Annotated in this window: 31 protein-coding genes and 2 pseudogenes; 19 read left to right on the top strand and 14 right to left on the bottom strand. The window is 65.1% G+C overall.

Annotation, left to right across the window (positions count from 1 at the left end; all coding sequences use genetic code 11):
- Positions 1 to 178: 178 nt before the first annotated feature.
- From BM002_RS13000 to BM002_RS12960, 9 genes are all read right to left on the bottom strand, one after another.
- Entirely contained in the window at positions 179 to 766 is a 588-nt protein-coding gene (locus tag BM002_RS13000; protein ID WP_175484895.1) for a hypothetical protein, read from the bottom strand.
- Between the two features lie 4 nt (positions 767 to 770).
- The gene (gene sucD, locus BM002_RS12995; protein WP_092781722.1) at positions 771 to 1,652 is read right to left on the bottom strand and encodes a succinate--CoA ligase subunit alpha; all 882 of its coding nucleotides are present in this window, start codon (positions 1,650 to 1,652) and stop codon (positions 771 to 773) included.
- Between the two features lie 19 nt (positions 1,653 to 1,671).
- Positions 1,672 to 2,160, bottom strand: coding sequence for a hypothetical protein (locus BM002_RS12990; protein ID WP_092781719.1), 489 nt, complete (start codon positions 2,158 to 2,160; stop codon positions 1,672 to 1,674).
- A gap of 7 nt (positions 2,161 to 2,167) precedes the next feature.
- Positions 2,168 to 2,752 carry a hypothetical protein gene (locus BM002_RS12985; RefSeq protein ID WP_092781716.1) on the bottom strand — a complete coding sequence of 195 codons (585 nt, stop codon included), beginning with the start codon at positions 2,750 to 2,752 and terminating at the stop codon, positions 2,168 to 2,170.
- Positions 2,749 to 3,234 carry a succinyl-CoA synthetase subunit beta gene (locus BM002_RS12980; RefSeq protein ID WP_245749245.1) on the bottom strand — a complete coding sequence of 162 codons (486 nt, stop codon included), beginning with the start codon at positions 3,232 to 3,234 and terminating at the stop codon, positions 2,749 to 2,751. Before BM002_RS12980 ends, BM002_RS12985 begins: the two co-directional genes overlap by 4 nt.
- Before the next feature lie 60 nt (positions 3,235 to 3,294).
- Positions 3,295 to 3,651: a hypothetical protein gene (locus BM002_RS12975; protein ID WP_139212370.1), complete on the bottom strand. Its 357-nt coding sequence runs from the start codon at positions 3,649 to 3,651 to the stop codon at positions 3,295 to 3,297.
- A 176-nt stretch (positions 3,652 to 3,827) separates the two neighbouring features.
- Positions 3,828 to 5,021, bottom strand: coding sequence for an ADP-forming succinate--CoA ligase subunit beta (gene sucC, locus BM002_RS12970; protein ID WP_092781710.1), 1,194 nt, complete (start codon positions 5,019 to 5,021; stop codon positions 3,828 to 3,830).
- 173 nt (positions 5,022 to 5,194) lie between these two features.
- Entirely contained in the window at positions 5,195 to 6,136 is a 942-nt protein-coding gene (locus BM002_RS12965; protein ID WP_245749244.1) for a DUF5666 domain-containing protein, read from the bottom strand.
- A complete protein-coding gene (locus BM002_RS12960) occupies positions 6,133 to 6,969 on the bottom strand; it encodes a DUF6502 family protein (RefSeq protein ID WP_092781707.1) in 837 nt (278 codons plus the stop codon). The genes BM002_RS12965 and BM002_RS12960 overlap by 4 nt, the downstream gene beginning before the upstream one ends.
- A gap of 154 nt (positions 6,970 to 7,123) precedes the next feature.
- Between BM002_RS12960 and BM002_RS12955 the strand changes: the two genes are divergently transcribed.
- On the top strand, positions 7,124 to 7,618 hold the full coding sequence (locus BM002_RS12955) for a fasciclin domain-containing protein (protein WP_092782211.1): 495 nt from the start codon (positions 7,124 to 7,126) through the stop codon (positions 7,616 to 7,618).
- 71 nt (positions 7,619 to 7,689) lie between these two features.
- On the opposite strand, the gene mdh is transcribed toward BM002_RS12955, so the two are convergent.
- Complete coding sequence (gene mdh, locus BM002_RS12950; protein ID WP_092782208.1) at positions 7,690 to 8,652, bottom strand: malate dehydrogenase; 963 nt, start codon at positions 8,650 to 8,652, stop codon at positions 7,690 to 7,692.
- A 177-nt stretch (positions 8,653 to 8,829) separates the two neighbouring features.
- Positions 8,830 to 9,159, bottom strand: coding sequence for a hypothetical protein (locus BM002_RS12945; RefSeq protein WP_092781704.1), 330 nt, complete (start codon positions 9,157 to 9,159; stop codon positions 8,830 to 8,832).
- A gap of 263 nt (positions 9,160 to 9,422) precedes the next feature.
- Between BM002_RS12945 and BM002_RS12940 the strand changes: the two genes are divergently transcribed.
- The 5 genes from BM002_RS12940 (at position 9,423) to BM002_RS12915 (ending at position 13,386) form a co-directional block, all read left to right on the top strand.
- Positions 9,423 to 10,280: an HpcH/HpaI aldolase/citrate lyase family protein gene (locus BM002_RS12940; protein ID WP_092781701.1), complete on the top strand. Its 858-nt coding sequence runs from the start codon at positions 9,423 to 9,425 to the stop codon at positions 10,278 to 10,280.
- A gap of 1 nt (position 10,281) precedes the next feature.
- Positions 10,282 to 10,827 carry an NnrU family protein gene (locus BM002_RS12935; protein ID WP_092781698.1) on the top strand — a complete coding sequence of 182 codons (546 nt, stop codon included), beginning with the start codon at positions 10,282 to 10,284 and terminating at the stop codon, positions 10,825 to 10,827.
- A gap of 1 nt (position 10,828) precedes the next feature.
- Positions 10,829 to 11,035, top strand: a complete 207-nt coding sequence (locus BM002_RS12930; RefSeq protein ID WP_092781695.1) for a DUF1737 domain-containing protein — start codon at positions 10,829 to 10,831, stop codon at positions 11,033 to 11,035.
- Positions 11,032 to 12,069 (top strand): MaoC family dehydratase, encoded by a 1,038-nt coding sequence (locus tag BM002_RS12925; protein WP_092781692.1) that lies wholly within the window; start codon positions 11,032 to 11,034, stop codon positions 12,067 to 12,069. The genes BM002_RS12930 and BM002_RS12925 overlap by 4 nt, the downstream gene beginning before the upstream one ends.
- A gap of 621 nt (positions 12,070 to 12,690) precedes the next feature.
- The gene (locus tag BM002_RS12915; protein ID WP_092781686.1) at positions 12,691 to 13,386 is read left to right on the top strand and encodes a DUF4344 domain-containing metallopeptidase; all 696 of its coding nucleotides are present in this window, start codon (positions 12,691 to 12,693) and stop codon (positions 13,384 to 13,386) included.
- A 7-nt stretch (positions 13,387 to 13,393) separates the two neighbouring features.
- Here the strand turns inward: BM002_RS12915 and BM002_RS12910 are convergent, their stop codons facing one another.
- A complete protein-coding gene (locus tag BM002_RS12910) occupies positions 13,394 to 13,726 on the bottom strand; it encodes a DUF3140 domain-containing protein (protein ID WP_092781683.1) in 333 nt (110 codons plus the stop codon).
- 210 nt (positions 13,727 to 13,936) lie between these two features.
- Here BM002_RS12910 and sdhC point away from each other — a divergent pair, with 210 nt between their 5' ends.
- The 10 genes from sdhC (at position 13,937) to BM002_RS12860 (ending at position 19,985) form a co-directional block, all read left to right on the top strand.
- Positions 13,937 to 14,320, top strand: a complete 384-nt coding sequence (gene sdhC / locus BM002_RS12905; protein WP_092781680.1) for a succinate dehydrogenase, cytochrome b556 subunit — start codon at positions 13,937 to 13,939, stop codon at positions 14,318 to 14,320.
- A gap of 11 nt (positions 14,321 to 14,331) precedes the next feature.
- Entirely contained in the window at positions 14,332 to 14,703 is a 372-nt protein-coding gene (gene sdhD, locus BM002_RS12900; protein WP_092782205.1) for a succinate dehydrogenase, hydrophobic membrane anchor protein, read from the top strand.
- A 12-nt stretch (positions 14,704 to 14,715) separates the two neighbouring features.
- Entirely contained in the window at positions 14,716 to 16,527 is a 1,812-nt protein-coding gene (gene sdhA, locus BM002_RS12895) for a succinate dehydrogenase flavoprotein subunit (protein ID WP_092781677.1), read from the top strand.
- Between the two features lie 30 nt (positions 16,528 to 16,557).
- Positions 16,558 to 16,806 carry a hypothetical protein gene (locus tag BM002_RS12890; RefSeq protein ID WP_139212369.1) on the top strand — a complete coding sequence of 83 codons (249 nt, stop codon included), beginning with the start codon at positions 16,558 to 16,560 and terminating at the stop codon, positions 16,804 to 16,806.
- Positions 16,803 to 17,045, top strand: coding sequence for a hypothetical protein (locus tag BM002_RS12885; protein WP_092781671.1), 243 nt, complete (start codon positions 16,803 to 16,805; stop codon positions 17,043 to 17,045). Before BM002_RS12890 ends, BM002_RS12885 begins: the two co-directional genes overlap by 4 nt.
- Positions 17,046 to 17,048: 3 nt before the next feature.
- Positions 17,049 to 17,846 carry a sulfotransferase domain-containing protein gene (locus BM002_RS12880; RefSeq protein ID WP_092781668.1) on the top strand — a complete coding sequence of 266 codons (798 nt, stop codon included), beginning with the start codon at positions 17,049 to 17,051 and terminating at the stop codon, positions 17,844 to 17,846.
- On the top strand, positions 17,836 to 18,153 hold the full coding sequence (locus tag BM002_RS12875; protein ID WP_092781665.1) for a hypothetical protein: 318 nt from the start codon (positions 17,836 to 17,838) through the stop codon (positions 18,151 to 18,153). The genes BM002_RS12880 and BM002_RS12875 overlap by 11 nt, the downstream gene beginning before the upstream one ends.
- Positions 18,154 to 18,165: 12 nt before the next feature.
- Positions 18,166 to 18,945 (top strand): succinate dehydrogenase iron-sulfur subunit, encoded by a 780-nt coding sequence (locus BM002_RS12870; RefSeq protein WP_092781661.1) that lies wholly within the window; start codon positions 18,166 to 18,168, stop codon positions 18,943 to 18,945.
- Positions 18,945 to 19,364, top strand: a complete 420-nt coding sequence (locus BM002_RS12865; protein ID WP_092781658.1) for a hypothetical protein — start codon at positions 18,945 to 18,947, stop codon at positions 19,362 to 19,364. Before BM002_RS12870 ends, BM002_RS12865 begins: the two co-directional genes overlap by 1 nt.
- Positions 19,365 to 19,466: 102 nt before the next feature.
- Positions 19,467 to 19,985, top strand: a complete 519-nt coding sequence (locus tag BM002_RS12860) for a peroxiredoxin-like family protein (RefSeq protein ID WP_092781655.1) — start codon at positions 19,467 to 19,469, stop codon at positions 19,983 to 19,985.
- Positions 19,986 to 20,043: 58 nt separating this feature from the next.
- On the opposite strand, the gene BM002_RS12855 is transcribed toward BM002_RS12860, so the two are convergent.
- Complete coding sequence (locus BM002_RS12855; RefSeq protein ID WP_139212368.1) at positions 20,044 to 20,223, bottom strand: hypothetical protein; 180 nt, start codon at positions 20,221 to 20,223, stop codon at positions 20,044 to 20,046.
- Positions 20,224 to 20,383: 160 nt separating this feature from the next.
- Between BM002_RS12855 and BM002_RS19550 the strand changes: the two are divergent.
- The 3 genes and pseudogenes from BM002_RS19550 to creD all read left to right on the top strand — a co-directional run.
- A pseudogene (locus BM002_RS19550) lies at positions 20,384 to 20,542 on the top strand (hypothetical protein); the annotation flags it as partial.
- A 75-nt stretch (positions 20,543 to 20,617) separates the two neighbouring features.
- Positions 20,618 to 20,802 (top strand): annotated as a pseudogene (locus tag BM002_RS19545) (type III PLP-dependent enzyme); the annotation flags it as partial.
- Between the two features lie 140 nt (positions 20,803 to 20,942).
- Entirely contained in the window at positions 20,943 to 22,361 is a 1,419-nt protein-coding gene (creD, locus tag BM002_RS12845) for a cell envelope integrity protein CreD (protein ID WP_092781649.1), read from the top strand.
- On the opposite strand, the gene deoD is transcribed toward creD, so the two are convergent.
- Positions 22,307 to 23,011, bottom strand: a complete 705-nt coding sequence (deoD, locus tag BM002_RS12840; RefSeq protein WP_092781646.1) for a purine-nucleoside phosphorylase — start codon at positions 23,009 to 23,011, stop codon at positions 22,307 to 22,309. The genes creD and deoD overlap by 55 nt on opposite strands.
- Positions 23,012 to 23,093: the final 82 nt, after the last annotated feature.

Raw genomic sequence — 23,093 nt, 5'->3', positions numbered from 1 at the left:
AGCGCAAAGACAGGAAGAAGAACGAGGGCAGCAAGATGGGCGGTCGTCTCGTGCCGGCCAAAGGCGAGTCTAGCACCGACGGGGACGACCGAGACGGTGACCCGGGATGTCGGCCACGTCGCGGGTCCGTCGCCCAAGACCGCCCGGCGCAGCGCGTCGAGGTATCGTTGGCGGCGCGTCATTTCACCTCCGGCAGCACGGTGGTGATTTCGGCCAGCGCGGGAGCACCTTCGGCTTCAATCAGGTCGAGACCTTCGGGCGCCTCTGTGGCGGCCAGACGGCAGACGCGTTCGACCCGGCCCGGAATGGTGCGGGTCTGGACCAGCGTCAGCGCGTCGTTCCCCTGAACCAGCACGCGCGACCGGGTCGTGTCGGTGTCGCGGCGCAGCAGAAGACCCGGCACGGCCTTGCGCTGCAGGTCGAGAAGGGTGGCGATGTCCTCGCCCCCGTCATCCCCGGCGATGTAGCCGGTCATCAATGTCCAGGCGAGCGCGTCGATCTGCTCGGGCGTCAGATCCGCATCGCGGGTCAGCACGGTCCAGCCCTCTCCCTCAAGCTGTGCCACGGCCTCCGGGAAGGCGGCGGTGACGGCGCAGGCATCGGTGACGTCGGCCGAGGACGGGTGCGCCGTCAACGTGGCTGCCACCGTCACCAGAAGCGCACCGAGCGGCACGGCCGAGGGGCGAACGGGACATGGCAAGGTCGACCTGTGGCGTTCTGTACCCCGGCTCCTGTCCTTACCGAACGTCCGCTTGATCTGTCGCATCACATCACCCGATTGCTTCCTTCACCGCCTCGCCCAGTGTGGCGGGGCTGTCGGCGACGATGATGCCGGCGGCCTTCATCGCTTCGATCTTCGATTCCGCGTCGCCCTTGCCGCCCGCGACGATGGCGCCGGCGTGCCCCATGCGACGGCCCGGAGGGGCGGTGCGACCGGCGATGAAACCGGCGGTCGGCTTCCAGCGACCGGCCTTGCGTTCATCGGCGAGGAACTGCGCCGCTTCTTCCTCGGCGGTGCCGCCGATTTCACCGATCATGATGATCGACGTCGTTTCCGGGTCGGCCAGGAACATCTCGAGCACGTCGATATGTTCGGTGCCCTTGATCGGGTCACCGCCGATGCCCACGGCGGTGGACTGGCCCAGACCCATGTCCGTCGTCTGCTTGACGGCCTCATAGGTCAGCGTGCCCGAGCGCGACACGACGCCGACGGACCCGCGCTTGTGGATGTGGCCGGGCATGATGCCGATCTTGCAGGCGTCGGGCGTGATGACACCGGGGCAATTCGGCCCGATGAGCCGCGTCTTCGAGCCGTCGAGCGCGCGCTTGACCTTCATCATGTCGAGCACCGGGATGCCTTCGGTGATGCAGACCACCAGCGGGATTTCGGCGTCGATCGCCTCCAGGATGGAGTCGGCGGCAAAGGGGGGCGGCACGTAGATGACGCTCGCATTGGCACCGGTCTTCTCCACCGCCTCGTGGCAGCTGTCGAAGACGGGCAGGTTCAGATGGCTCTGGCCGCCCTTGCCGGGGGTGACGCCGCCGACCATCTGCGTGCCGTAAGCGATGGCTTGCTCCGAGTGGAACGTTCCCTGCGAGCCGGTGAAGCCCTGGCAGATCACCTTGGTGTTCTTGTCGATGAGAATGGCCATTCAGGGCCCTCCTTGAAGTTCAGCGCTCAGAGAGCAGACGAATGTTGAAATAGGTGCGCCCGTTGCGTTGGTTCGGGTCGAGAAGCAGGACGGTCTTTCCACGATGCTTGCCGACATCGCCGAATTGCGAGGGGGCGAGCGTTCCGTATCGGGCCATCAAACCGCGCCGCATGGCCGCCTCGCTGACCGGGACGCTTGCGATCATGGAACAGGTCGGGCCGATGCGAGGGTCGCGGAAGATGCGGAACGAGACATCCTCGGACTGGCTGTAGATCACGTCGCCCGCCGTCGCCCGCGTGACGCCCACACTGGCCATCTGGGTGCGCGCCGAGGCGAAATCGGGCAGCGATCCGCCGCAAACCGTCTCGAACATCGTCAGGGCCCGCGACAGGGCGACAGGCGGCAGGCCGTCACCCCGGTGGGTGAGCACCTCGTCCGACGGCTGACAGGCGGCGAGGGTCGCGCCCGCGACGACCAGCAGAGCATATTTGCGGAGCGTTGCGATCATGGGCACCTCAGTTGTGGATCACGAGAATGACGGGGTGGTTGAAGGCCACGCCCTCGCCAGTGTCGGGGTCGGTAAATGTGGTGCGCGCCACCGGAAGGGTGACGGACAGGTTGTCGAAGAAGAACCCGACGCCGCCATCCTCGTTGGTGCCGGCGCCGAGCGGGGCCAGCAGCGTGTCACTGCCGTCGACCAGGCGGGGCGCCAGGATCTCCCCGGCCAGCTTGTTGGCCAGGTTCGTGCCCACGGCGGGTGAGCCGACCGAACATCCGTTGCCCTGAACGATCTGACGCTGGCCCGCGGCATTGGTGAAGCTCTGTGCCGGGGCCGGTCCGATGCGGATGAAGGTCAGCGTGCCGGGGTTGATGTAGACCGTTGCATCGCCATCGCGTTCGCGCACCGGGAAGTTCAGGTTCTGCGCCGACCGCCGCTGCGCCGCGCGGGAGCGGTTGTTCAGGCAGACCGCCTCGGCGGCGAAGCGCATGCGCTGTGCGGCGATGTCGCTGACACCGGGGCTGAAGCCGTTGTTGCCCGCGGGAACGCAGGCGGCGACGCCACCCAGAAGGCCCAGGGCGAGGGCGAGTTTGCGGATCATCTGAGGGCCTCGCTGCTGGCGTTGGGGGTCAGCCGTTCGACGCTGAGGAAGGTTTCGACCCCGTTCGGGCCGGGGCGGGTACCGGTGTGGACCACAGCGACACGGTTCGGGTTGAGCGCGCGGGCGGCCAGCAGGGTCGTGCCGGGCAGCGCGGCGTCGGCGTGTGTCGCGGGCAGCGGCGCGTCGGTCAGGATGCGCTCGGCGGCCAGGGCGTTCGTGGCGACCTCGGCAGCATCGGCACCATGGTCGCCGTCGAAGGAGACTTCGCAGCGGCGGTCCGTGCCGGGGGTGATATCGGTGTCGGACGTGCGTTGCACGACGGCGAACGTCAAGTCGTAGTAGTCGATCCGCGCCCCCGTGCTGGCGATGTTCGCCTCGGCTGTGGCCGCGTTCAGGAACGGGCTGAAGCAATTGGTCGCGAAGGCGTCCAGCATTGCCGCGCGGGCCGGGTTTGCCATCGCCGATGCCGACAGAACAACCATTGCAGCGAGACTGGACGCGCAGGCAACGAGACCGGTTCGGAATGAGATCGCGTGCAGCATCTACAGAGTCCCCTTTGCCCAGCCGACGATTGCGGCGATGATCCCGAGGAAAATCGCGAAGATCGCCGCGAAGCGAAGGACCCTGATGAAGTCCATGTTGGCTTTGTAGTAGCCTTCCTGCGAATACCACCCGAGCATAACGCCAAGGTCTCCCATACCGGATTTGCTTACCAGCCAGACAAACGCCTGTGCGGCATAGGTAACAATGACTATTACAAGTCCACCCACGATCAGCAGGTTTACCGTTTCGCCGGTCGGCTCCCATTCCTGCGCCGCCATTGCACCTGTCGATGACATGGCCGTTGCCAGACCCGCAGCGACGATCACCGACAGATTGTTTGCTGAGCGTCGACTCATCCGCCCCTACCGAGTGCCGGGCGCCGTCCGCCCGGAGCCGTCGTGGGGCGTGCCGCGCGGACCGGCGTCAAGCGTCCTGATGTTCCTGTCGAAGGGGATGGCGTCGTTCGCGTTTGCATTCCCTGCCAAGGTGACAGGGTCGACCGGCGCAAGCACGCAGCGCTGCATGGCGCGGGTCAACCCTTCACCGCCTTCACGATCTTCTGTGCGCCGTCCTTCAGGTCGTCGGCGGCGATCACGTCGAGGCCGCTTTCGTTGATGATCTTCTTGCCCTGCTCGACGTTCGTGCCCTCGAGGCGCACGACCAGCGGGACCTTGAGGCCCACCTGCCTGACGGCGGCCACCACGCCTTCGGCGATGACGTCGCAGCGCATGATGCCGCCGAAGATATTGACCAGGATGCCCTTCACCTGCGGATCGGAGGTGATGATCTTGAAGGCCTCGGTTACTTTTTCTTCGGTGGCGCCGCCGCCGACGTCGAGGAAGTTGGCGGGCTCCGCCCCGTAAAGCTTGATGATGTCCATCGTCGCCATGGCGAGGCCCGCGCCGTTGACCATGCAGCCAATTTCACCATCCAGCGCGATGTAGTTCAGATCGAACTTGGAGGCGGCGAGCTCCTTGGGGTCTTCTTCGGTCTCGTCGCGCAGCTCGGCGATGTCCTTGTGGCGGTACATGGCGTTGCCGTCGAAGCTGACCTTGGCGTCCAGCACCTTAAGGTCGCCGGTGTCCGTCACGATCAGCGGGTTGATCTCGAGCATCTCCATGTCCTTCTCGGTGAAGGCCTGGAAAAGCTGTCCCATCAGCTTGACGCATTGCTTGATCTGCGCGCCCTCGAGCCCGAGCGAGAAGGCGACCCGACGGCCATGGAACGGCTGGTAGCCGGTGGCGGGATCGACGCTGAAACTGATGATCTTTTCGGGGGTGGAGGCGGCGACCTCCTCAATGTCCATGCCCCCTTCGGTCGAGCAGACGAAGCCGATGCGGCTGGTCTGACGGTCCACCAGAAGGGCGAGGTAGAGTTCGCGGGCGATGCCGCTGCCGTCCTCGATATAGACGCGGTTCACGGTCTTGCCTGCCGGGCCGGTCTGATGCGTGACGAGCGTGCGGCCCAGCATCTTGCGGGCCTCGTCGGCGGCTTCCTGAACCGACTTGGCGAGGCGGACGCCGCCCTTGTCGCCTGCGTCGGCCTCCTTGAACTTACCCTTGCCGCGGCCGCCCGCGTGGATCTGCGCCTTGACCACCCAGAGCGGGCCGTCGAGCTGGCTTGCCGCGTCCTTTGCGTCGGCTGCCTTGGTGACGGGCACGCCATCGCTGACCGGAGCGCCGAAGTCGCGCAGCAGCGCCTTGGCCTGATATTCGTGGATGTTCATGGGTTGGGCCCCCGTCTGATCAAAAATGCGTCGATCCCGCGTGACACGCGAGGGGGTGAGTTGGAACCATTATCGGCTCGATTGTTCCGACTTTGCAGGGAAAAGCGACATTTGTGATCACAGGTTGCGGGGGTGTGATCACAAATATTGTGCCGATGTGAAGTGGCTGCGACTCAGCGAGTCGAAATCGCCTGATCCGGCAACCCATCGCGCAACAGGGACCGGCGGGCCGCGAAACTCTCGGGCAGGACATAGGCGGACGAGGCCGCGAAAGTGCCGGTATAGGGGCCGAAGAAGATGGCGCGATCCGCCGCCAAGGGGGCCAGGCGCAGGTCGCGCGCGAAACTGTGGCCAAGACCCGCAATACGGAAGGCGGGCGCTTGGGCGACGGGTTCCAGATAGCCCTCGACCGACAGCAGGCGGAGGGGCGATGTGGCCGCCCCGAACCGCCCGGGCCGCGTCTGATCGGCCTGGATGGCGGTGCCGTCGAACGTGCCGCGCACCGCAAGGAACGTGCCGCTTGCCGGGGCGATACCCGGAAGGCGCACGGGCGTGCCCCCGACGGTCAGGCCAGTTGCGCCGCCGCGTTCCACCACACCGGCGACGCCATCGGCCAGGTCTCCGGCCGGGTCGATCCGGCTGGCAGCGATCCCTCGGGGTGTCCAGATGCCGCTGACGGCAACGCGGGTGCCCGGGGTCAGGGTGCCGATGGCCCCGGGCTCGGCGCGGACAGGCACGCCGTTGACGCGGATCGGCCCGCGTGCCGTGCGGGTGACGGGGCCAATCACCGGGTGGTCGATGCGAACCGCGCGCGCCACGAGCCGGTCCCGGCTGCGATCGGCCAGCACCGTCAGGGACATGCCGGGGGCGACGGCCCCGCTGGCCACCGGCCCGAACGCGCCCACATATCGGGTCGCAGAGGTCAGTTCGACGCGCAATCCGTTGATCTTGAGGCTGCCGAAATCATTGAGGACCCCGACGATGCCGGTGCCGCCGATCCCGCCCTCGAACGGATCGCCCGCCGCCCGCGTCACCACCACCGGCGACGGCACGCAAGCCGACAGCGCGCCGCCGGACAGGAGGGCAAGGGCCGTGCGTCGGGGGAACTTCGTCACTTGCTTTCGTCCTTGTCGTCCTGCGGGGCCGCGGAGTCTTCGCGGTAGAAGTATACCCCCAGACGGTACCGTCCGGTGTTGTCCTTCGCCAGTCGTTCGGCCGTCTGATGCGCCGCACTCGTGGCGTTGATCTCTTCCAGCATTGCCTGGCTGAGTATCCGGGCCCGCGCCTCGATCTGTTCAATCGCATTCGGGGTCAGCCGGTTGTAGAACACCGCCCGCTCGAAAAACGGGGGTGTCTCAGTCAGCAGGTTTTCGGAGGCCGCCGCGAGATGGTCACCGACATTGGCCGCGAAAAACACGAGTTTGTGGTCGTCTGAGCCGGGGCCCACGACCGGCGGCCCGGTGGGCGCGATGCGGCTATCGGAGGTTTCGGCAACCAGCCCCTGATTGAGCAATTCGTCCAGGATCGTACGGGGCCGGATATCGGTGCTGACGGTGGTCACCAGGCTTTCGAAATCCGCGCCGGGGGCGCCGGTTCGGGGCAATGGCCTCGCGACCCCATTGTCGGAAAAGCCGTCGAGGGTCTGCCAGCGGGCCAGCACCGTGGCGAGCGTGGCCGACCTGCTGCGCGCGGCCTCCCAGGCAGTGTCGCCCTCGGCCAGGATCGTGCGGATGTCGCGGCGATGGACGCCGGTCAGAAGGCTGACCCGGCTGTCGGTCGGTGGCGCGTCATCCAGCCGGAACGCCTCGCGCGCGACCTCGACATAGACCGATTTCAGCAACCGATAAAACGTCGGCGCCGTGACACCGCGCGCGATCAGCGTGCGGACCAGCGGGCGCAGCAGTCCGCGCAGAATGCGCAACATCTTGTCTGAAGGATCGGTCGTCATGGTCGGATATCTGATGCCTCGTGGAATTTTTTTCCACCCTCTTTCTTGACTCAGGCCGCAACTGTGCCAATTCGTCGCTTGTGGGAAAAAATCCCACTAGACTTTTGCGGCGTCTGGGCCGCCACACAGGGAGCTTGAGAAAATGAACATCATGATGAACCGTCGCCGTGTGTTGACCATGGGTGCAGGACTTGCCGGCGCTGCCGCCCTTGCCGGTTGCGTTCCGGCCAGTGGAAGCGGTGGGTCCGACATCGTCGATACGGCCGTTGCTGCCGGGTCGTTCACCACGCTTGTCGCGGCCGTTCAGGCCGCCGGTCTGGTCGAGACGCTCAAGGGCCCGGGCCCGTTCACCGTTTTTGCGCCGACTGAAGAAGCCTTCGCCGCGCTGCCCGCGGGCACCGTCGAGACGCTGCTCAAGCCCGAGAACAAGGACCAGTTGGTCAGCATCCTGACCTATCACGTGGCTCCGGGGCTCTATCCTGCGTCCTCGCTGCTCGGGACGCGCGGCGCGATCCCAACGGTTCAGGGCGGGAACCTGCACATCGACGGGCGCAATGGCGTGCGGGTCGAGAATGCGACCGTCATCACGCCGGATGTCACCGCGTCGAACGGTGTGATCCACGTGATCAACAGCGTCCTGCTTCCCTGATCCGACGACCTGTTCAAAAGCGAAGGGGCGCCCGGTTGGGACGCCCCTTTTTCAACGCGGTGTCGAGCGGATCAGGCGAGCGAGCTGTCGATCGCCTTGCAGGCCTCGACCAGGCCCTTCACGGCCTCGACCGATTTGTCGAACATCGCCTGCTCGTCGCGGGTCAGCTTGATGTCGACCACGCGTTCGATGCCGCCCGCGCCGATCACGGTGGGCACGCCGACATACATCCCGGTCAGGCCCAGGGCCCCGTCGACCCAGGCGGCACAGGGCAGCAGGCGTTTCTGATCCTTGAGGAAAGCCTCGGCCATCTCGATGGCGCTGGCGGCGGGGGCATAGAAGGCCGATCCGGTCTTGAGCAGGCCCACGATCTCGGCACCGCCGTCGCGGGTGCGCTGGACGATGGCGTCCATGTTTTCCTGACTGGTCCAGCCCATTTCGACAAGGTCGGGCAGGGGGATGCCGCCGACCGTGGAATAGCGCACCAGCGGCACCATCGTGTCGCCATGTCCGCCCAGAACGAAGGCCGAGACGTCGCGCATGGAAACGTCGAACTCTTCGGCCAGGAAATGCCGGAAGCGTGCCGAATCGAGGACGCCGGCCATGCCGACGACTTTCTCGTGGGGCAGGCCGCTGAACTCGCGGAGCGCCCAGACCATCGCGTCAAGCGGGTTGGTGATACAGATGACGAAAGCATCGGGTGCGTTGTCGCGGATGCCTTCGCCGACAGCCTTCATGACCTTGAGGTTGATGCCGAGAAGGTCGTCACGCGACATGCCGGGCTTGCGCGGCACGCCGGCGGTGACGATGCAGACGTCCGCCCCTGCGATATCCGCATAGTCATTGGTGCCCTTCAGCTTGGCATCGAACTTTTCGACCGGGCCGGATTCGGCGATGTCGAGGGCCTTGCCCTGCGGCGTCCCCTCGCTGATGTCGAAGAGGACGATGTCCCCCAGTTCCTTGATGGCGGCCAGGTGGGCGAGGGTGCCGCCGATCTGTCCGGCGCCGATGAGGGCGATCTTGGGTCGGGCCATGTCTGTCTCCGATATGTCGGTCGTGATGTCGCGGGTGAGGTATCGGAAGGGACCGGGCGGACGCAAGACCCGCCGCACCTGCATCGTCGTGTTGTGATCCGACCCGCCGCTTTGCACGCGAACGGGGCGATCCGCCGGACGCCCCTTCGATGGTTGCTCGGGCCGGGATGCAACGGCCTAGATTTCGGCGTCTGCCAGATAGGCAAGGTCGTCCATCCGGTCTTCCCAGGATTGGCCCGAGGCGATCAGGCACATGCGGCCGTCCGGCATGGTGACCGTGATCGTCCAGGTGCCGCTGTCGTCCGAGGCGAACACCTCGACCACGCGGTCCTGGCTGCCGAGGCCGATGCCGCGGCGGGTTTCGCCATAAGTCGAGGAAAGGCGCGCCACGACGTCGTTGCGCGGGCCGCAATTCGCGACTTGCGCCCGGGCGGGGATCGCCACGAGGAGCAGCGCCGCACCTGTCGCCGAAGCGAAAAAGGCATTCAGGATCTGGGTCTTCTTCATCGGACTTCCTTTCGTGAGTGTGGACCGGCCGCGACGCGAAAGAGAGGCGAGGGGCCATCTCGGGGTCGCGTCGGCCCGGGTCTTTCCCGGATCCGAAGGGATGAAGTGACATTGCCGCAAAGAAGCGAAGAAATGGTTAAGCGCCGACCTCAGCGGACGCGCCGCAGGGCGGCGAAGAGAGGCGCAACAAAAGTTCAATAAACACCGAAACACTTGCCATTCCTTGCGCAACATGTTTGCAAGCGCAGCAAGGAGATCGCCAGATGACCCCAGCAGACCGCCCGTTCCGTTCCGTGCTCTACATTCCCGGCTCCAAGCCCCGGGCGCTGGAAAAGGCCCGGACCCTGCCGGTCGATGCGATCATCTTTGATCTGGAGGATGCCGTCGCACCCGACGAAAAGGAAAATGCCCGCAACACCTTGGCCGAGTATCTGACCGAAGGTGGATATGCCCCGCGTCAGGTGATCGTCCGAATCAATGGCGCCGACACGCCCTGGGGGCGCGACGACCTTGCGACCTTTGCCAGGCTGTCGCCTGACGCCATCCTTCTGCCCAAGGTCAACGGGGCGGGCGACGTTGCTGCGGCTGCACAATCACTGACCGGATCCACCCGCGTCTGGGCGATGATGGAGACACCCGAGGGCATCCTGAACGCCGCGTCGATCGCCCGTGCACCGGCCATGGGCGGCTTCGTGATGGGCACCAACGATCTGGCCAAGGACCTGGGGTGCCGGACGCGGGCGGACCGGTTGCCGCTGATGACGGCGCTCCAGACCTGTCTGCTGGCGGCGCGGGCTGCAGCGATTCCCTGCATCGACGGGGTCTTCAATGCCTTCAAGGACGAAGAGGGCCTGCGCGCCGAATGCGAGCAGGGGCGCGACCTGGGCATGGACGGCAAGACGCTGATCCATCCGGCGCAAATCGCGGTGGCGAATGCCGTTTTCGCACCGAAGGTCGATGAGATCGACCTGGCCCGCCGCCAGATCAAGGCCTTCGAGGCGGCAATGGCCGCCGGGCAGGGGGTCGCGGTCCTGGATGGGCGGATCGTCGAGAATCTGCATGTGGACACGGCCCGCCGGACACTGGCAAAACACGCGGCAATCACCGCGTTGGAGAATTGACATGATCCTCTTGATCCTTGGCCTCGCCCTCTGGGTCGGGGCGCATCTGTTCAAGCGGGTCGCGCCCGGCCCGCGGGAGCGGCTTGGTAGTGGCGGCAAGGGGTTGGTGGCGCTCCTGCTGGTCGTCTCGGTCGTCCTGATGGTGCTGGGCTACCGGGCAGCCGATTTCGTCCCGCTCTGGGAGCCGCCGGGTTTCCTGCGGCATATCAACAATCTGGCGATGGTGCTGGCGTTCTATGTCTACGGCGTCGGCGCGACCAAGGGGCTTTTGTCGGCCCGCATTCGCCATCCGCAGCTGACCGGGTTCAAGATCTGGGCCGTGGCGCATTTGCTGGTGAACGGCGATCTGGCCTCGGTCATCCTCTTCGGCGGCCTCCTGGCCTGGGCCGTGGTCGAGGTGATCGTCCTGAACCGCGCCGCGCCCTGGGTCCGCCCGACTGAGGTTTCCGCCAAGGGCGACATCAAGGCCCTGTTGATCGGCCTGATCCTCATGGCCATCGCGGCCTCCATTCACATCTGGCTCGGCGTCAATCCTTTCGGAGGTTAACATGACGACACTCTACCGCCTGCTGACGGGCGAAGACGACAGTGCCTTCTGTCACAAGGTCTCCGAGGCGTTGTCGAAGGGCTGGGCGTTGCATGGCTCGCCCTCTTATGCCTGGGACCAGCGTCAGGGCCGGATGTATTGCGCGCAGGCCGTCATCAAGGACGTCGATGCCCGCTATGACCCGTCGATGAAACTCGGCGCCCAATGACATCCAAGACCAACCCGGGCCGTTTCTTCGAGGATTACGCCGTGGGGCAGGTCATTCGCCACGCCGTCCCACGGACAGTCGGCGAGGGGGAGCGCGCGATGTATCACGCGCTCTACCCGCAGCGGTTCGCCCTGTCGTCGTCGGACGTCTTTGCGCTGGATTGCGGCCTGGGCTGTTCGCCCCTGGACGAGTTGGTCGTGTTTCACACGGTCTTCGGCAAGACGGTGCCGGATATCTCGCTCAATGCGGTCGCGAACCTTGGCTATGCCGAAGGGCGCTTCCTGAAACCGGTCTTTCCCGGCGACACCCTGCGGTCGGAAAGCGAGGTCATCGGCCTCAAGCAGAATTCCAATGGCAAATCCGGCGTCGTCTGGGTCCGCACCACCGGGTTCAACCAGATGGACGAGCCGGTGCTGAGCTATGTCCGCTGGGTCATGGTCCGCAAGGCCGATCCGGCGGCTCCGGCCCCCGAGACGGTGATCCCCCCGCTGGACGATGCGGTCGCCGCCGCCGACTTGGTCTTGCCCGTTGGCGACGCGCCGCTCGCCTTCGACAGCTATGATTTCGACCTGGCCGGAGAGCCGCACCGCGCGTCGAATTATGCCGTCGGTGAACAGATCGACCACGTCGATGGCGTCACCATCGAAGAGGCCGAGCATATGCTGGCCACCCGCCTGTGGCAGAACACGGCCAAGGTCCATTTCGACGCCACGCACCGCGAGGATGGCAAGCGGCTGATCTATGGTGGCCATGTCATCAGCCTGGCGCGGGCGCTGTCATTCAACGGGCTGGCCAATGCGCAATGCATCGCCGCCATCAACGCGGGCGCCCATGCCAACCCCTGCTTTGCGGGCGATACGGTCCGGGCCTGGTCCGAGGTTCTGGACAAGGCGCAGATGACGGCCGATGTGACGGCGATCCGCCTGCGGCTTGTGGCGACGCGCGGCGCGGCCTTTGCCCTTCGCGGCGCGGACGGAAAGTACCTGCCGGATGTGCTGCTCGATCTCGACTACTGGGCGCTGATGCCGTCGTGAGGCGATCGCTCGACCGTTTCCACCTGCGGTTCGCCGTCCGAATTCAGGCGCAGGCCCTGGCGGATTTTCACGCCGGTCGCCTTCGCCGAACTGATGGCCTCAATGTGATGGCCGTAGCGATTGCGCGGATGATCCTGATCCTGCCGCTGCTGTTGTTGGCCGGGGGATGTGCGGTTGTCTGGTTTGGATGGCCGGCTCCGACTTGAGACACCGTCGGGGCCGCTGGTGTTGCCCGGGGGCTGGAGCAGCTGACCCTTGCGCCGCTTCTGGAAAAGCGCATCAACGGCTATTTCGGAGAGGAGACGCCCGACGGTACGCCTATCTCGCCTATTCGGTCACCGCCATTTCGGAGGCATCGCCCGACACGCGCGCCCGCCTGCTGGACCTGGCCCTCGCCGATGGTAAAGGCATCGACCGGACCCATCCGCCCCTTGCCCTGACGCTCGATTTCATCGCGGAACTCCAGATCGCAGGGCCGTCCCTGCCCTCGCAGCAGATCGACTGGGCGGCCATCGACGCGGAGTGGTTGCCGCATTCGGAGCGTCCGGGATCGATGCGGCGGCGGCAGAGCCTTGTGCACTGCCCCTTGCCGAGACGCGGCGGGGCTTCCATGCTGGGCGCATGTTCCGTGTTCTCTTCCTTCTCGTTGCGGGTCTCGGTGCGATGCCCGCGTCGGCGGATTTCGTTCTGAACAACCTGCGCTACACGCTCTACCACGAATTGGGCCACGCCCTGATCGACCAATACCGCGTCCCGATCTTCGGCCCCGAAGAGAACGCCGCCGACAGTTTCGGCTTCGTCTATGCCGACCGTGTCCACGACGAAACCGAGATGGCCGACCTGATCCGTGATGTCGTCCGCCTGGGCCGTGCCGAAGCAGCAGAGGAACTGTTCGATCCGTGGTCGGAATACATGCCGGGAAATCAACGCACCGCGCGGGCGATCTGTCTCTATTTCGGGCTGAACCCCGGGGAGCGGGGCCATCTGGCCCGCGCGCTCGGGATGCGCCCGGATGACGAACGGTTCTGTATCGAAGCGGCCACGTCAAACCGGCGCGCCTGGGAAGCCGTTTTGGAGCAGGCCCGCCCGGTGGGGGGCGCGCCGGGGACACTGGTCTCCAGCGGCCAAGGCAAGGCGCTCCGCCTGCTGGCCCCAGATATCGAGCGGATAAACCGCACCATCGCCTTGCCCCGCCGGACGCCGTTGACCGTGGAAACCTGCGGTCAGGACAATGCCTATTACTATCATTACGACGACCGCATGGTGATCTGCTCCGAGATGGAAGACGTGCTGCGGACCCGCGCGCGGCAGCCCTAGCTTACCGTCACTCCGCCAACGGGTCGTGCCCCCAATTCATCAGGGAATAGCGCCAGGCCGAATGCTCCACATCTTCGTCGGGTCCGCCCTGCGACAGGTGGCGTTTGATGTAGCCGACGACCTTGCCCATGTGGCTCCAGTCATCATCGCTCAGGTCGTCCTTGTTGGTGCGTTTCAGTTTCACGATCCGGCGGCCCGATTTGTGCCCGGTGCTCTCGGCGTCGTCGCTGTCGCCCACCGATTTGCTTTCCTCGGTCTCGAGCCAGTCTTCCAACTCGGCCGGGGCCATGTTGACCAGATCGCGCCATTCATCCCAGATTTCGGCTTGGCTTTTGGACATCTCGCTCTCCTTTTCGCGTCACGAAAGCCCAATCCGGACACCCGTCGGCGGGTTCCGTCCTGATTTGTGACCACGAAAATCTGGCTGTGGTCACAAAATCGGCAAATCACGTCAATTCGCGGCAACTGCGACCGCGCGCCCCCGTGACTCCGCCCGGGAAATGGTTAGAACCGGGGAAACGACCGCATTCCGAGACGAAGGAGGCCCACGATGGCCGATGTGAACCGGGGCAATCGCCCGCTCAGCCCGCACCTGCAGATCTATCGCCCGCAGCTGACCTCCATCACGTCGATCCTGACACGGATCACCGGCAATGCGCTGATCGTCGGCGGCTTGCTGATCACCTGGTGGTTCGTCGCCGCCGCGGCAGGACCCGATGCCTTCGCGACGGCCAACGGGGTGCTGACGTCCTGGTTCGGCAAGCTGGTCTTCCTGGGGTCGATCTGGGCGCTCTGGTATCACACACTCGCGGGTATCCGGCACCTGATCTGGGATGCGGGGTACTTCCTCGAAGTCGACAAGGCCGAGCAGCTTGGCTGGGCCATCGTCATCGGCTCGGTCATCCTGACCCTGTTCACCATCGTTGTTCTGTGAAGGAGGCCGACATGTCCTACATGACCGATCGCAAGCGCGTCGACGGCCTCGGCGCCTCCGGTTCCGGCACGATGCATCATTGGCACCAGACGGTGCTGTCGGCCTCGCTCGTCCTGCTGGTGCCGCTGTTTGTGTTCACCTTCGGGGCGGTGCTTGGCGCGCCCCACGAAGAGATCGTGGCCTATTATTCCCGCCCCTGGCCCGCGCTGGTCGCGCTTCTGACGCTGACCGTCGGCTGGGTGCATTTCGCTAAGGGCGTTCAGGTCCTAATCGAAGACTATGTTCCGGGCACAGCCCGCAAGATCGCAATCATCGCGACCACATGCCTCAGCTACGCGGCGGCCCTCGCCTGCGTTTATGCTTTGGTCCGTCTCGCGCTGTAAGGAGAGTTACGAATGGCTGCCTACGAATACGAAACCCATGAATATGACGTCGTTGTCGTGGGTGCCGGCGGCGCCGGCCTGCGCGCGACCCTCGGCATGGCGGAGCAGGGGCTTCGCACCGCCTGCGTGACCAAGGTCTTTCCGACCCGGTCCCATACCGTGGCGGCACAGGGCGGCATCGCGGCCAGCCTTGGCAACATGGGCCCCGACAGCTGGCAATGGCACATGTACGACACCGTGAAGGGGTCCGACTGGCTGGGCGATACGGACGCCATGGAATACCTCGCCCGCGAAGCGCCCAAGGCCGTCTATGAGCTGGAGCATTACGGCGTGCCGTTCAGCCGGACCGAAGAGGGCAAGATCTATCAGCGTCCTTTCGGCGGCCATACCACCGAATACGGCGAAGGCCCCCCGGTGCAGCGGACCTGCGCCGCCGCCGACCGCACGGGCCACGCCATTCTGCACACGCTTTATGGCCAGTCGCTCAAGCAGAAGGCCGAGTTCTTCATCGAGTATTTCGCCATCGACCTCATCATGTCGGATGACGGTGTGTGTCAGGGCGTTCTGTGCTGGAAACTGGATGACGGCACCCTGCACCTGTTCAGCGCCAAGATGACGGTGCTGGCGACGGGCGGCTATGGCCGCGCCTATTTCAGTGCCACCTCGGCCCATACCTGCACCGGCGACGGTGGCGGGATGGTCGCGCGCGCCGGTTTGCCGCTTCAGGACATGGAATTCGTGCAGTTCCACCCGACCGGCATCTATGGCGCGGGCTGCCTCATCACCGAAGGCGCGCGGGGCGAGGGCGGGTTCCTCACCAACTCCGAGGGCGAGCGGTTCATGGAGCGCTATGCCCCCACCTACAAGGACCTCGCGTCGCGCGACGTGGTGTCCCGCTGCATGACCATGGAAATCCGCGAGGGCCGCGGCGTCGGCAAGGACGGGGATCACATCCACCTGAACCTGTCGCACCTCCCGGCCGAGACGCTGGCCCTGCGCCTGCCCGGCATTTCGGAAAGCGCGCGCATCTTCGCGGGGGCCGACGTCACCAAGGAGCCGATCCCGGTTTTGCCGACGGTCCACTACAACATGGGTGGCATCCCCACGAACTACTGGGGCGAGGTTCTGGCCCCCACGGCGGACGATGGCGACCGCGTGTCGCCCGGCCTGATGGCCGTGGGCGAGGCCGGCTGTGCGTCGGTTCACGGGGCGAACCGCCTCGGGTCCAACTCGCTCATCGACCTTGTGGTCTTTGGCCGGGCCGCCGCGATCCGCGCCGGTGAGGTGATCGACCGCGATGCTGCCGTGCCGTCCCCGAACCTGCGCTCGGTCGAAGCGGCGCTGACCCGCTTTGACGGTCTGCGTCACGCCAGCGGTCAAGTCGGCACCGCCGAGCTGCGGCTGGAAATGCAGAAGACGATGCAGGACGACGCCGCCGTGTTCCGCACCTCCGAAACCCTTGCACAGGGCAAGGACAAGATGGAGGATATCGCGACCAAGCTCTCCGATCTGTCGGTGACGGACCATTCGCTGATCTGGAACTCCGACCTGATGGAGACGCTGGAGCTGGCCAACCTGATGCCGAACGCCGTGGCCACCGTGGTCGCCGCCGAGGCGCGCAAGGAGAGCCGCGGCGCCCATGCCCACGAGGATTTCCCGAACCGCGACGACGAGAATTGGCGCAAGCATTCGTTGACCTGGTTCAAGGGCGACGAGCAGAAGGCCTCGCTCAGCTATCGTGGCGTCCATCTGAACCCGCTGACCAGCCACAACGACGGCGGCATCGACCTCAAGAAGATCGCGCCCAAGGCGCGGGTGTACTAGGTCCGCGTGTCGTCCATCGGCGATCTTGTCATGCCCGACGGGCCCATCCTGCCGGGTGATCCACCGGCTCAATTGCGGCGGCTGGCCATCGCGCCCATCAGCGCGGTGTCGGTTGCCGTGGTGCTGTCGGCCTGCATGCCAACGACCCCCGAAGCGCGGCGCGCGACCTATCTCGATTGCGCCCGCAAGCAGGGCGTGGCCGTTGAGGGACAGACGATCCGCATTCGCAAAAGCGACGACCTGAGACGTCTGGACGCCTGCGAGGCGATTCCGCGATGAGCCGCAGTGTTCTAATCCTCGGGACTGGTGTCCTTCCGCTTCTTCTGGCGGGCTGCATCGGCGGCGGCGAAACCGGGACATCCCAGGCTTTGGCGACGGGCGACGGAGTTGCGCCCGGCCATGCCTCCTGCCTTGCGGCAATCGGACGCCCGGATGTCGCGATGGACCCCGAGGCGGAGCTGACCAAGACCGAGATCACCGAATTCCTGGCCTGCATTTCCGAGCGGGCGGGCGGCTGACCCATGGAGCTGATCGCGCCCCGCATTTTCTGTGTCGGAACCCACCACAAGACGGGGACCATCTGGATGCGCAGCGTTTTTCGCGCGCTGGCGCAGGCCATCGGCGTCGCGGATCATATCGTCTTTCCGGCCAGCGGGCTGAAATTCGTGCCGCCGTCCGACCGGGTGTTCCTGTTCCAATGGACGTCGCGGTTTCCGCAGGCGGTGCTGGATCGTCCCGATGCCCGGGTGCTGCACGTGATCCGCGACCCGCGCGACGTGCTTTTGTCGGGCATGCGCTATCACTTGACCTCCGACCACGCGGAAGAGGCGTTCCTGCACGAAGCGCGCGATGACCTGGGCGGGCAAAGCTATCAGCAGCATCTGGCGCAGCTGCCCGACGACACCGCGCGCCTGATGTTCGAGATGCAGGGCAAACATGCCGAGACGCTGGCCGACATGCTCGCCTGGGACTATGCCCGCCCGAACGGGATCGAGGCGCGCTACGAAGACCTGATGGCCGACACAGATTGCCGGGGGTTCCGCGAACATCTGCGCAATCTGGGCCTGACCGAGCCCGAGGTGGAACGTGGCATGGCGCTGTTCTGGCAGATGTCGCTCTTTGGTGGTCAGGCCAAGGGCACGCGGGCCAAGGCCCGGATGGCCAGCCATGTGTCGCATGGCGGCGTGGCGCAGTGGCGCGACCTGCTGCCCCGGGCCGTGGCCGAGGCCTATGCCGAAACCCATGGGGCTGCGCTGGTGCAGCTTGGCTATGAAGATCACCCCACAAACTGGCTCAACGAGGTCCGTCATGCGGCTTGAGGCCCTGATCCCCGTCGTTCTGCTGGCGGCCTGCAACACCGCCATCGGCACCGAAGTCAGTCGCAGCGCTGCCAAGTCGGTCGTGAATCCGATCGTGGCCGAGCGGTTTCCGGGCGTGCCGCTGGAGCCGACCACGGATTGCATCATCGACAACGCAAGCGGGGACGAGATCGTCACGCTGGCCACCTCTGCCGCCACACGTGACGACCAAACGGCCACGCAACTGGTTCTCGACATCGCGCGCCGCCCCGACACCATTCAATGCATCGCGACCAACGGTCTGCCGGTGCTGATCAATACCCTCTGAGAGGAGACGACCATGGTCCAATTCACCCTTCCGAAGAATTCCAAGATCACCGTGGGCAAGACCTGGCCCAAGCCCGAGGGCGCCAACCGGCTGCGAAAGTTCCAGATCTATCGCTGGAACCCCGATGAGGGAAAGAACCCCCGGCTCGACACCTATTGGGTCGATCTGGATACTTGCGGGCCGATGATCCTGGACGCGCTGATCAAGATCAAGAACGAGATCGATCCGACGCTGACCTTCCGGCGGTCCTGCCGCGAAGGCATCTGCGGGTCCTGTGCGATGAACATCGACGGGGTGAACACGCTGGCCTGCACCTGGGGCATCGACGAGGTCGATGGCGACGTGAAGATCTATCCGCTGCCGCACATGCCCGTCATCAAGGATCTGATCCCCGACCTGACCCATTTCTATGCACAGCATGCGTCGGTCATGCCGTGGCTGGAAACGAAGTCGAACACGCCCGCCAAGGAATGGCGCCAGTCCATCGAGGACCGCGAAAAGCTGGACGGCCTGTATGAGTGCATCATGTGCGCCTCCTGCTCGACGGCTTGCCCCTCCTACTGGTGGAACGGCGACCGCTATCTGGGACCAGCGGCGCTGCTCCACGCCTACCGCTGGATCATAGACAGCCGGGACGAGGCGACGGGCGAGCGGCTGGACGAGTTGGAAGACCCGTTCAAGCTCTACCGCTGCCACACGATCATGAATTGCGCCAAGACCTGTCCCAAGGGCCTCAATCCCGCCAAGGCCATTGCGTCCATCAAGAAGATGATGGTGGAGCGGCGCGTCTGATGCGGATGCGTCTCGCTCTCTGTCTTGCGCTGCTGGCGTCGCCCGTTGCGGCGCAACAGTCGAATGCGGCGCGATACCTTGTGGCCGAGGAGCTCGCGGCCGCCTGCGAGGATCGCGGCGGACAATTTGAGTCCGGCATCTTCGAGACCGACTTCGACGGGGATGGGCAACTGGATCTGATGCTCCATCACGAGGGCATCGTCTGCAACGGCGTGCCGGGACGGAGCCTGTTTTGCGGTGCGCAGGCCTGCACGTTGAAGATCTGGCTGCGGCGCGGCGACCTACTGAAGTTGGCGGACGAGGCGCTGCTGGCCTCGGTGACGGTCGATAGCGCCACGCCCCCGGTCGTTCGGGGCTATCAGCACGGCGGCCAAGAACTCGCGTTTCGTTGGACGGGCACGGGTTTCGAGGTCCGGTAGGGATGTGAACGCCCGGAGCCCTGACCATCGAGGGATCGTGAATGGCTTTCCGGCCACCGAACGGTCATCACGGACGCGACCCAGACCACTCCGAGGACCAAGATGCTCAAGATCGATCACGCCGCGCCCGCCCTTTCATTCCCGCTGCTCGGGGGCGGGACGTTCCGCCTGAGCGACGAGTCGCCGGACAATTTCACGCTGGTCCTGTTCTATCGTGGGCTTCATTGCCCCCTTTGCCGCAAACAGATCGAGGGCGACGTGGTGCCGAACCTGGGCAAATTGGCAGAGCTTGGTGTGGAGATCGTCGCGGTGTCGATGGACGACAAGGATCGGGCAGAGAAGCAGGCTGCGGAGTGGGGCTTCGGGGATTTGCGCGTCGGCTATGGCCTGTCGGAGGCGAGCGCGCGGGAATGGGGGCTCTATATGTCGTCGGCCCGGCCCGATACCGCCGAACCCGCGATTTTCAACGAACCCGGCATGACCCTCGTGCGCCCGGACGGCAAGGTCTTTGCCAACTGGCAGCAGTCCGTGCCTTTCTCGCGGCCCCTGATCGCGGATCTACTGGGTGGGCTGAATTTCGTGATCAACAACCATTACCCGCCGCGCGGCACTGCAACCTGAAATGCGGGCGGCCCCGGATCCCAATTCAGGGACGCGGGGCCGCAGCATAGGGCAGATATCAGCCCGAGGTGCCGACTTCGATGCCGGACTGCGGAACAGTGCCGTCGCCGTCGATATCCTGATCGAGCGTCGCCTCGAGTTCGTCCTCCGTGTCCACGCGATTGTCGCCGTTGGCGACGCAGCCAGCGGCCAAGACAACGATGGGCAGGACGGCAAGGGGTTTGAGTAGCTTGTGCATGTTTCTCTCCTTGATTTTCATGGGAGGACAACACGCGCCCCGGAGCAGGGTTCCACCGTTGCGTTTCCGACGACCTTGGATCGCGACTGAATTTTCAGAAGAGTTTTGCGAGTTTTCACTTTAATCGACTCTGCGTCTGGCCTCGCATAGAGGCCTACGCATGCGCCCCCGGCACGGCGAAACGCACAGTTACATAGCGACGATAACGTCTCCCTTGAAAGTGAGCGGTCTGCGTCGGGCCCACATCCACTATGCCGTCAAGGCGAACCCGCACCCCGCCATCATCGAGCGGCTGGTTGCCTTTGGGTCGGGCTTCGACTCGGCCTCGCGCGGCGAGATCGAGCTGGTCCTGGATCAGGGCGCGGATGTCGACCACGTCTCCTTGGGCGACGTCCCGCAGATCATGGTCGGCCCGTCCTGTGATAGCGCGGACGTCCTCTCCGAGAAGCGCCCGATCGGCCTGCCACTGTCGCTCAGGGCCGGGAAAAGATCATCATCCGCAACTGCGGTGCCTATACCACGACCTATTCGTCGGTTGGCTTGAACGGCTTCACGCCACTTGACGCTGTCGTCATCTGACCTGTTGACGAGCCAGATCCGGTGCCGGTGGAAACGCCGGGGCCTTTTTGCGTCTGCACGGGTTCTGCACCAGTGCTGCGCCGGGCCTGCATGACCGTCAGCCTACTCCGAAGCATTCACACTGCATTCGGGGACAGACCATGCGATCCACAGGTTTCAGATTTCTCGTCGTCGCGCTTCTGGCGCTTCTGATGTTCATTCCACAATTCTTTGCATCCGCCATCGTGCAGGACCGATCCTTCTACGCCGACCAGACGCGCCGGACCATCGGCGAGGAATGGGGCGGGCCGCAACGATTGTCCGGCCCCTACCTCACCATCCCGGTTGAAGGCGACAGCACCCGGATCGAGCAGCGGGAGGTGACCGACCCCGAGACCGGAGAGCTGCGGACCGAGCAGGTGCGCGTGCCGATCCGGGCGCGGACCACGCCGATCATCCTGCTGCCGGAGGATTTCGTGGCCGACATCGATACATTCACCGAGATCCGCAGCCGCGGCATCTTCGAGGTTCCGGTCTATTCGGCCAGCATAGGGATGACCGCCAGCTTTGATTCCGCACGGCTCGACGACCTGTTGCGCGACGGGGAGGAGCTGATCTGGGATGAGGCAACCTTGCGCCTTGGCCTGACCGGGAACCGCGGCCTGCGCGGCGACACGGTGGTCGAGGGGCCGGATGGCCCGCTCGACCTCGAACCCTTTGCAACCGGCGAAGAAACGGGGGTCGAGGGACGGACCGGCCGGTTGACGTCGCCCACAAGCTTCAGCATCGATCTGTCGCTGAACGGGGCCGAAGAAATCAGCGTCGCACCCGTGGGCCGCATGTCAGAGGTCACGATGCGGGGCGACTGGATGGACCCGAGTTTCTCGGGCGCGTTCCTGCCGTCGACCCGTGACGTCACCGACAGCGGCTACTCCGCCAGTTGGACGGTCCCGCACCTGGCCCGCGCCCTGCCGCAGGTTCAGCGCGCCGAAAACCTTCTCACCCGGGAAACCCTGTTCGGAACGACCTTCATCCAGGTCAACGACTTCTATCAGACGGCCTGGCGCGCAGGTCGCCATGGCATCCTCTTCATCGCGCTGACCTTCCTGACGGTCCTGCTGCTCGACCGAAAGGACCGCCCCACCCATCCCGTCCAATACATCTTCATCGGTGTGGCGCAGTCGCTGTTCGTATTGCTGATGGTGGCCTATGCCGAACAGATCGGCTTTACGCCCGCATATCTTCTGGCCTCGATCGCGACGGTCGGGCTTTTGACCTTCTTTGCCTGGGTCGGATTGAAGATGGGGCGGCGCACCTTGGCGATTGGCGGGCTGCTGACGGCGCTTTACGGGACGTTGTTCGTCATCCTGCAGAGCGAGGATCTGGCGCTTCTGTTCGGCGCGACGCTGGCCTTTGGCGCCTTGGCGCTCACCATCGTGCTGACCCGGAACGAGGAGTGGTACGGCGCGGGTGGGCCTGGCAACGGCTTCCGCCGCAAGGCCCAGACCTCCGTGCCGAATGTGGCTCAGGCGAAGGCGGCTTCCAGCGCGATCTCGACCATGTCGCCGAAGGAGGACTGACGGTCCGCGGCAGGCAAGGCTTCGTGGGTCAGCAGGTGATCGCTGACCGTGAGGACCGCCAAGGCCCGGCATCCGTGCCGGGCCGCAAGGTTGTAGAGTTCCGCCGCTTCCATCTCGACCGCCAGAATGCCGTGGCGAGTCATCATCTCGGTCAGGTCGGGGCGTTCGTCATAGAAGACGTCCGACGAATAGATACCGCCCACATGCACGTCGCTGCCCTTGCCCAGTGCCGCCTTGTGCGCCGCGACCAGCAGGCCGAAGTCGGCACAGGGGGCGAAGTTCACTTCCCGGAAAATGCCGGCCGAAGGGGTCGAGATGCTGCTGGCGGTCTGGGCAAGGATGACATCGCGGATCTTGACGTGGGATTGCATCGCCCCGGTCGAGCCGATGCGGATCAGGGTCTTCGCCCCGTATTTCGCGATCAATTCGTTGGCGTAGATCGACAGGCTCGGCATGCCCATCCCGGACCCGTGGATCGTCACGCGGTTTCCCCGCCACGTCCCGGTGAACCCCAACATGCCGCGCACGTCATTCACCAGTTCGGGCTCATCCAGAAAGGTTTCAGCCGCCCATTTGGCACGCAACGGGTCGCCCGGCATCAGGACGGTTTCGGCGATCTGGCCAGCTTCGGCGCGAATATGGGGGGTCATGTGACGCTTCCTCGGGATTGCTCGAAAGCAGGGTAAGGAAATCCCGACCTGATCGAAAGATGTCATTCTGATAGGATGACCC

The sequence above is a fragment of the Jannaschia pohangensis genome (assembly GCF_900113875.1).
Taxonomy (GTDB): Bacteria; Pseudomonadota; Alphaproteobacteria; order Rhodobacterales; family Rhodobacteraceae; genus Jannaschia; species Jannaschia pohangensis.
The sequence above is the reverse complement of the archived record's forward strand: the minus strand, read 5'-3'. Positions and strand labels throughout refer to the sequence as shown.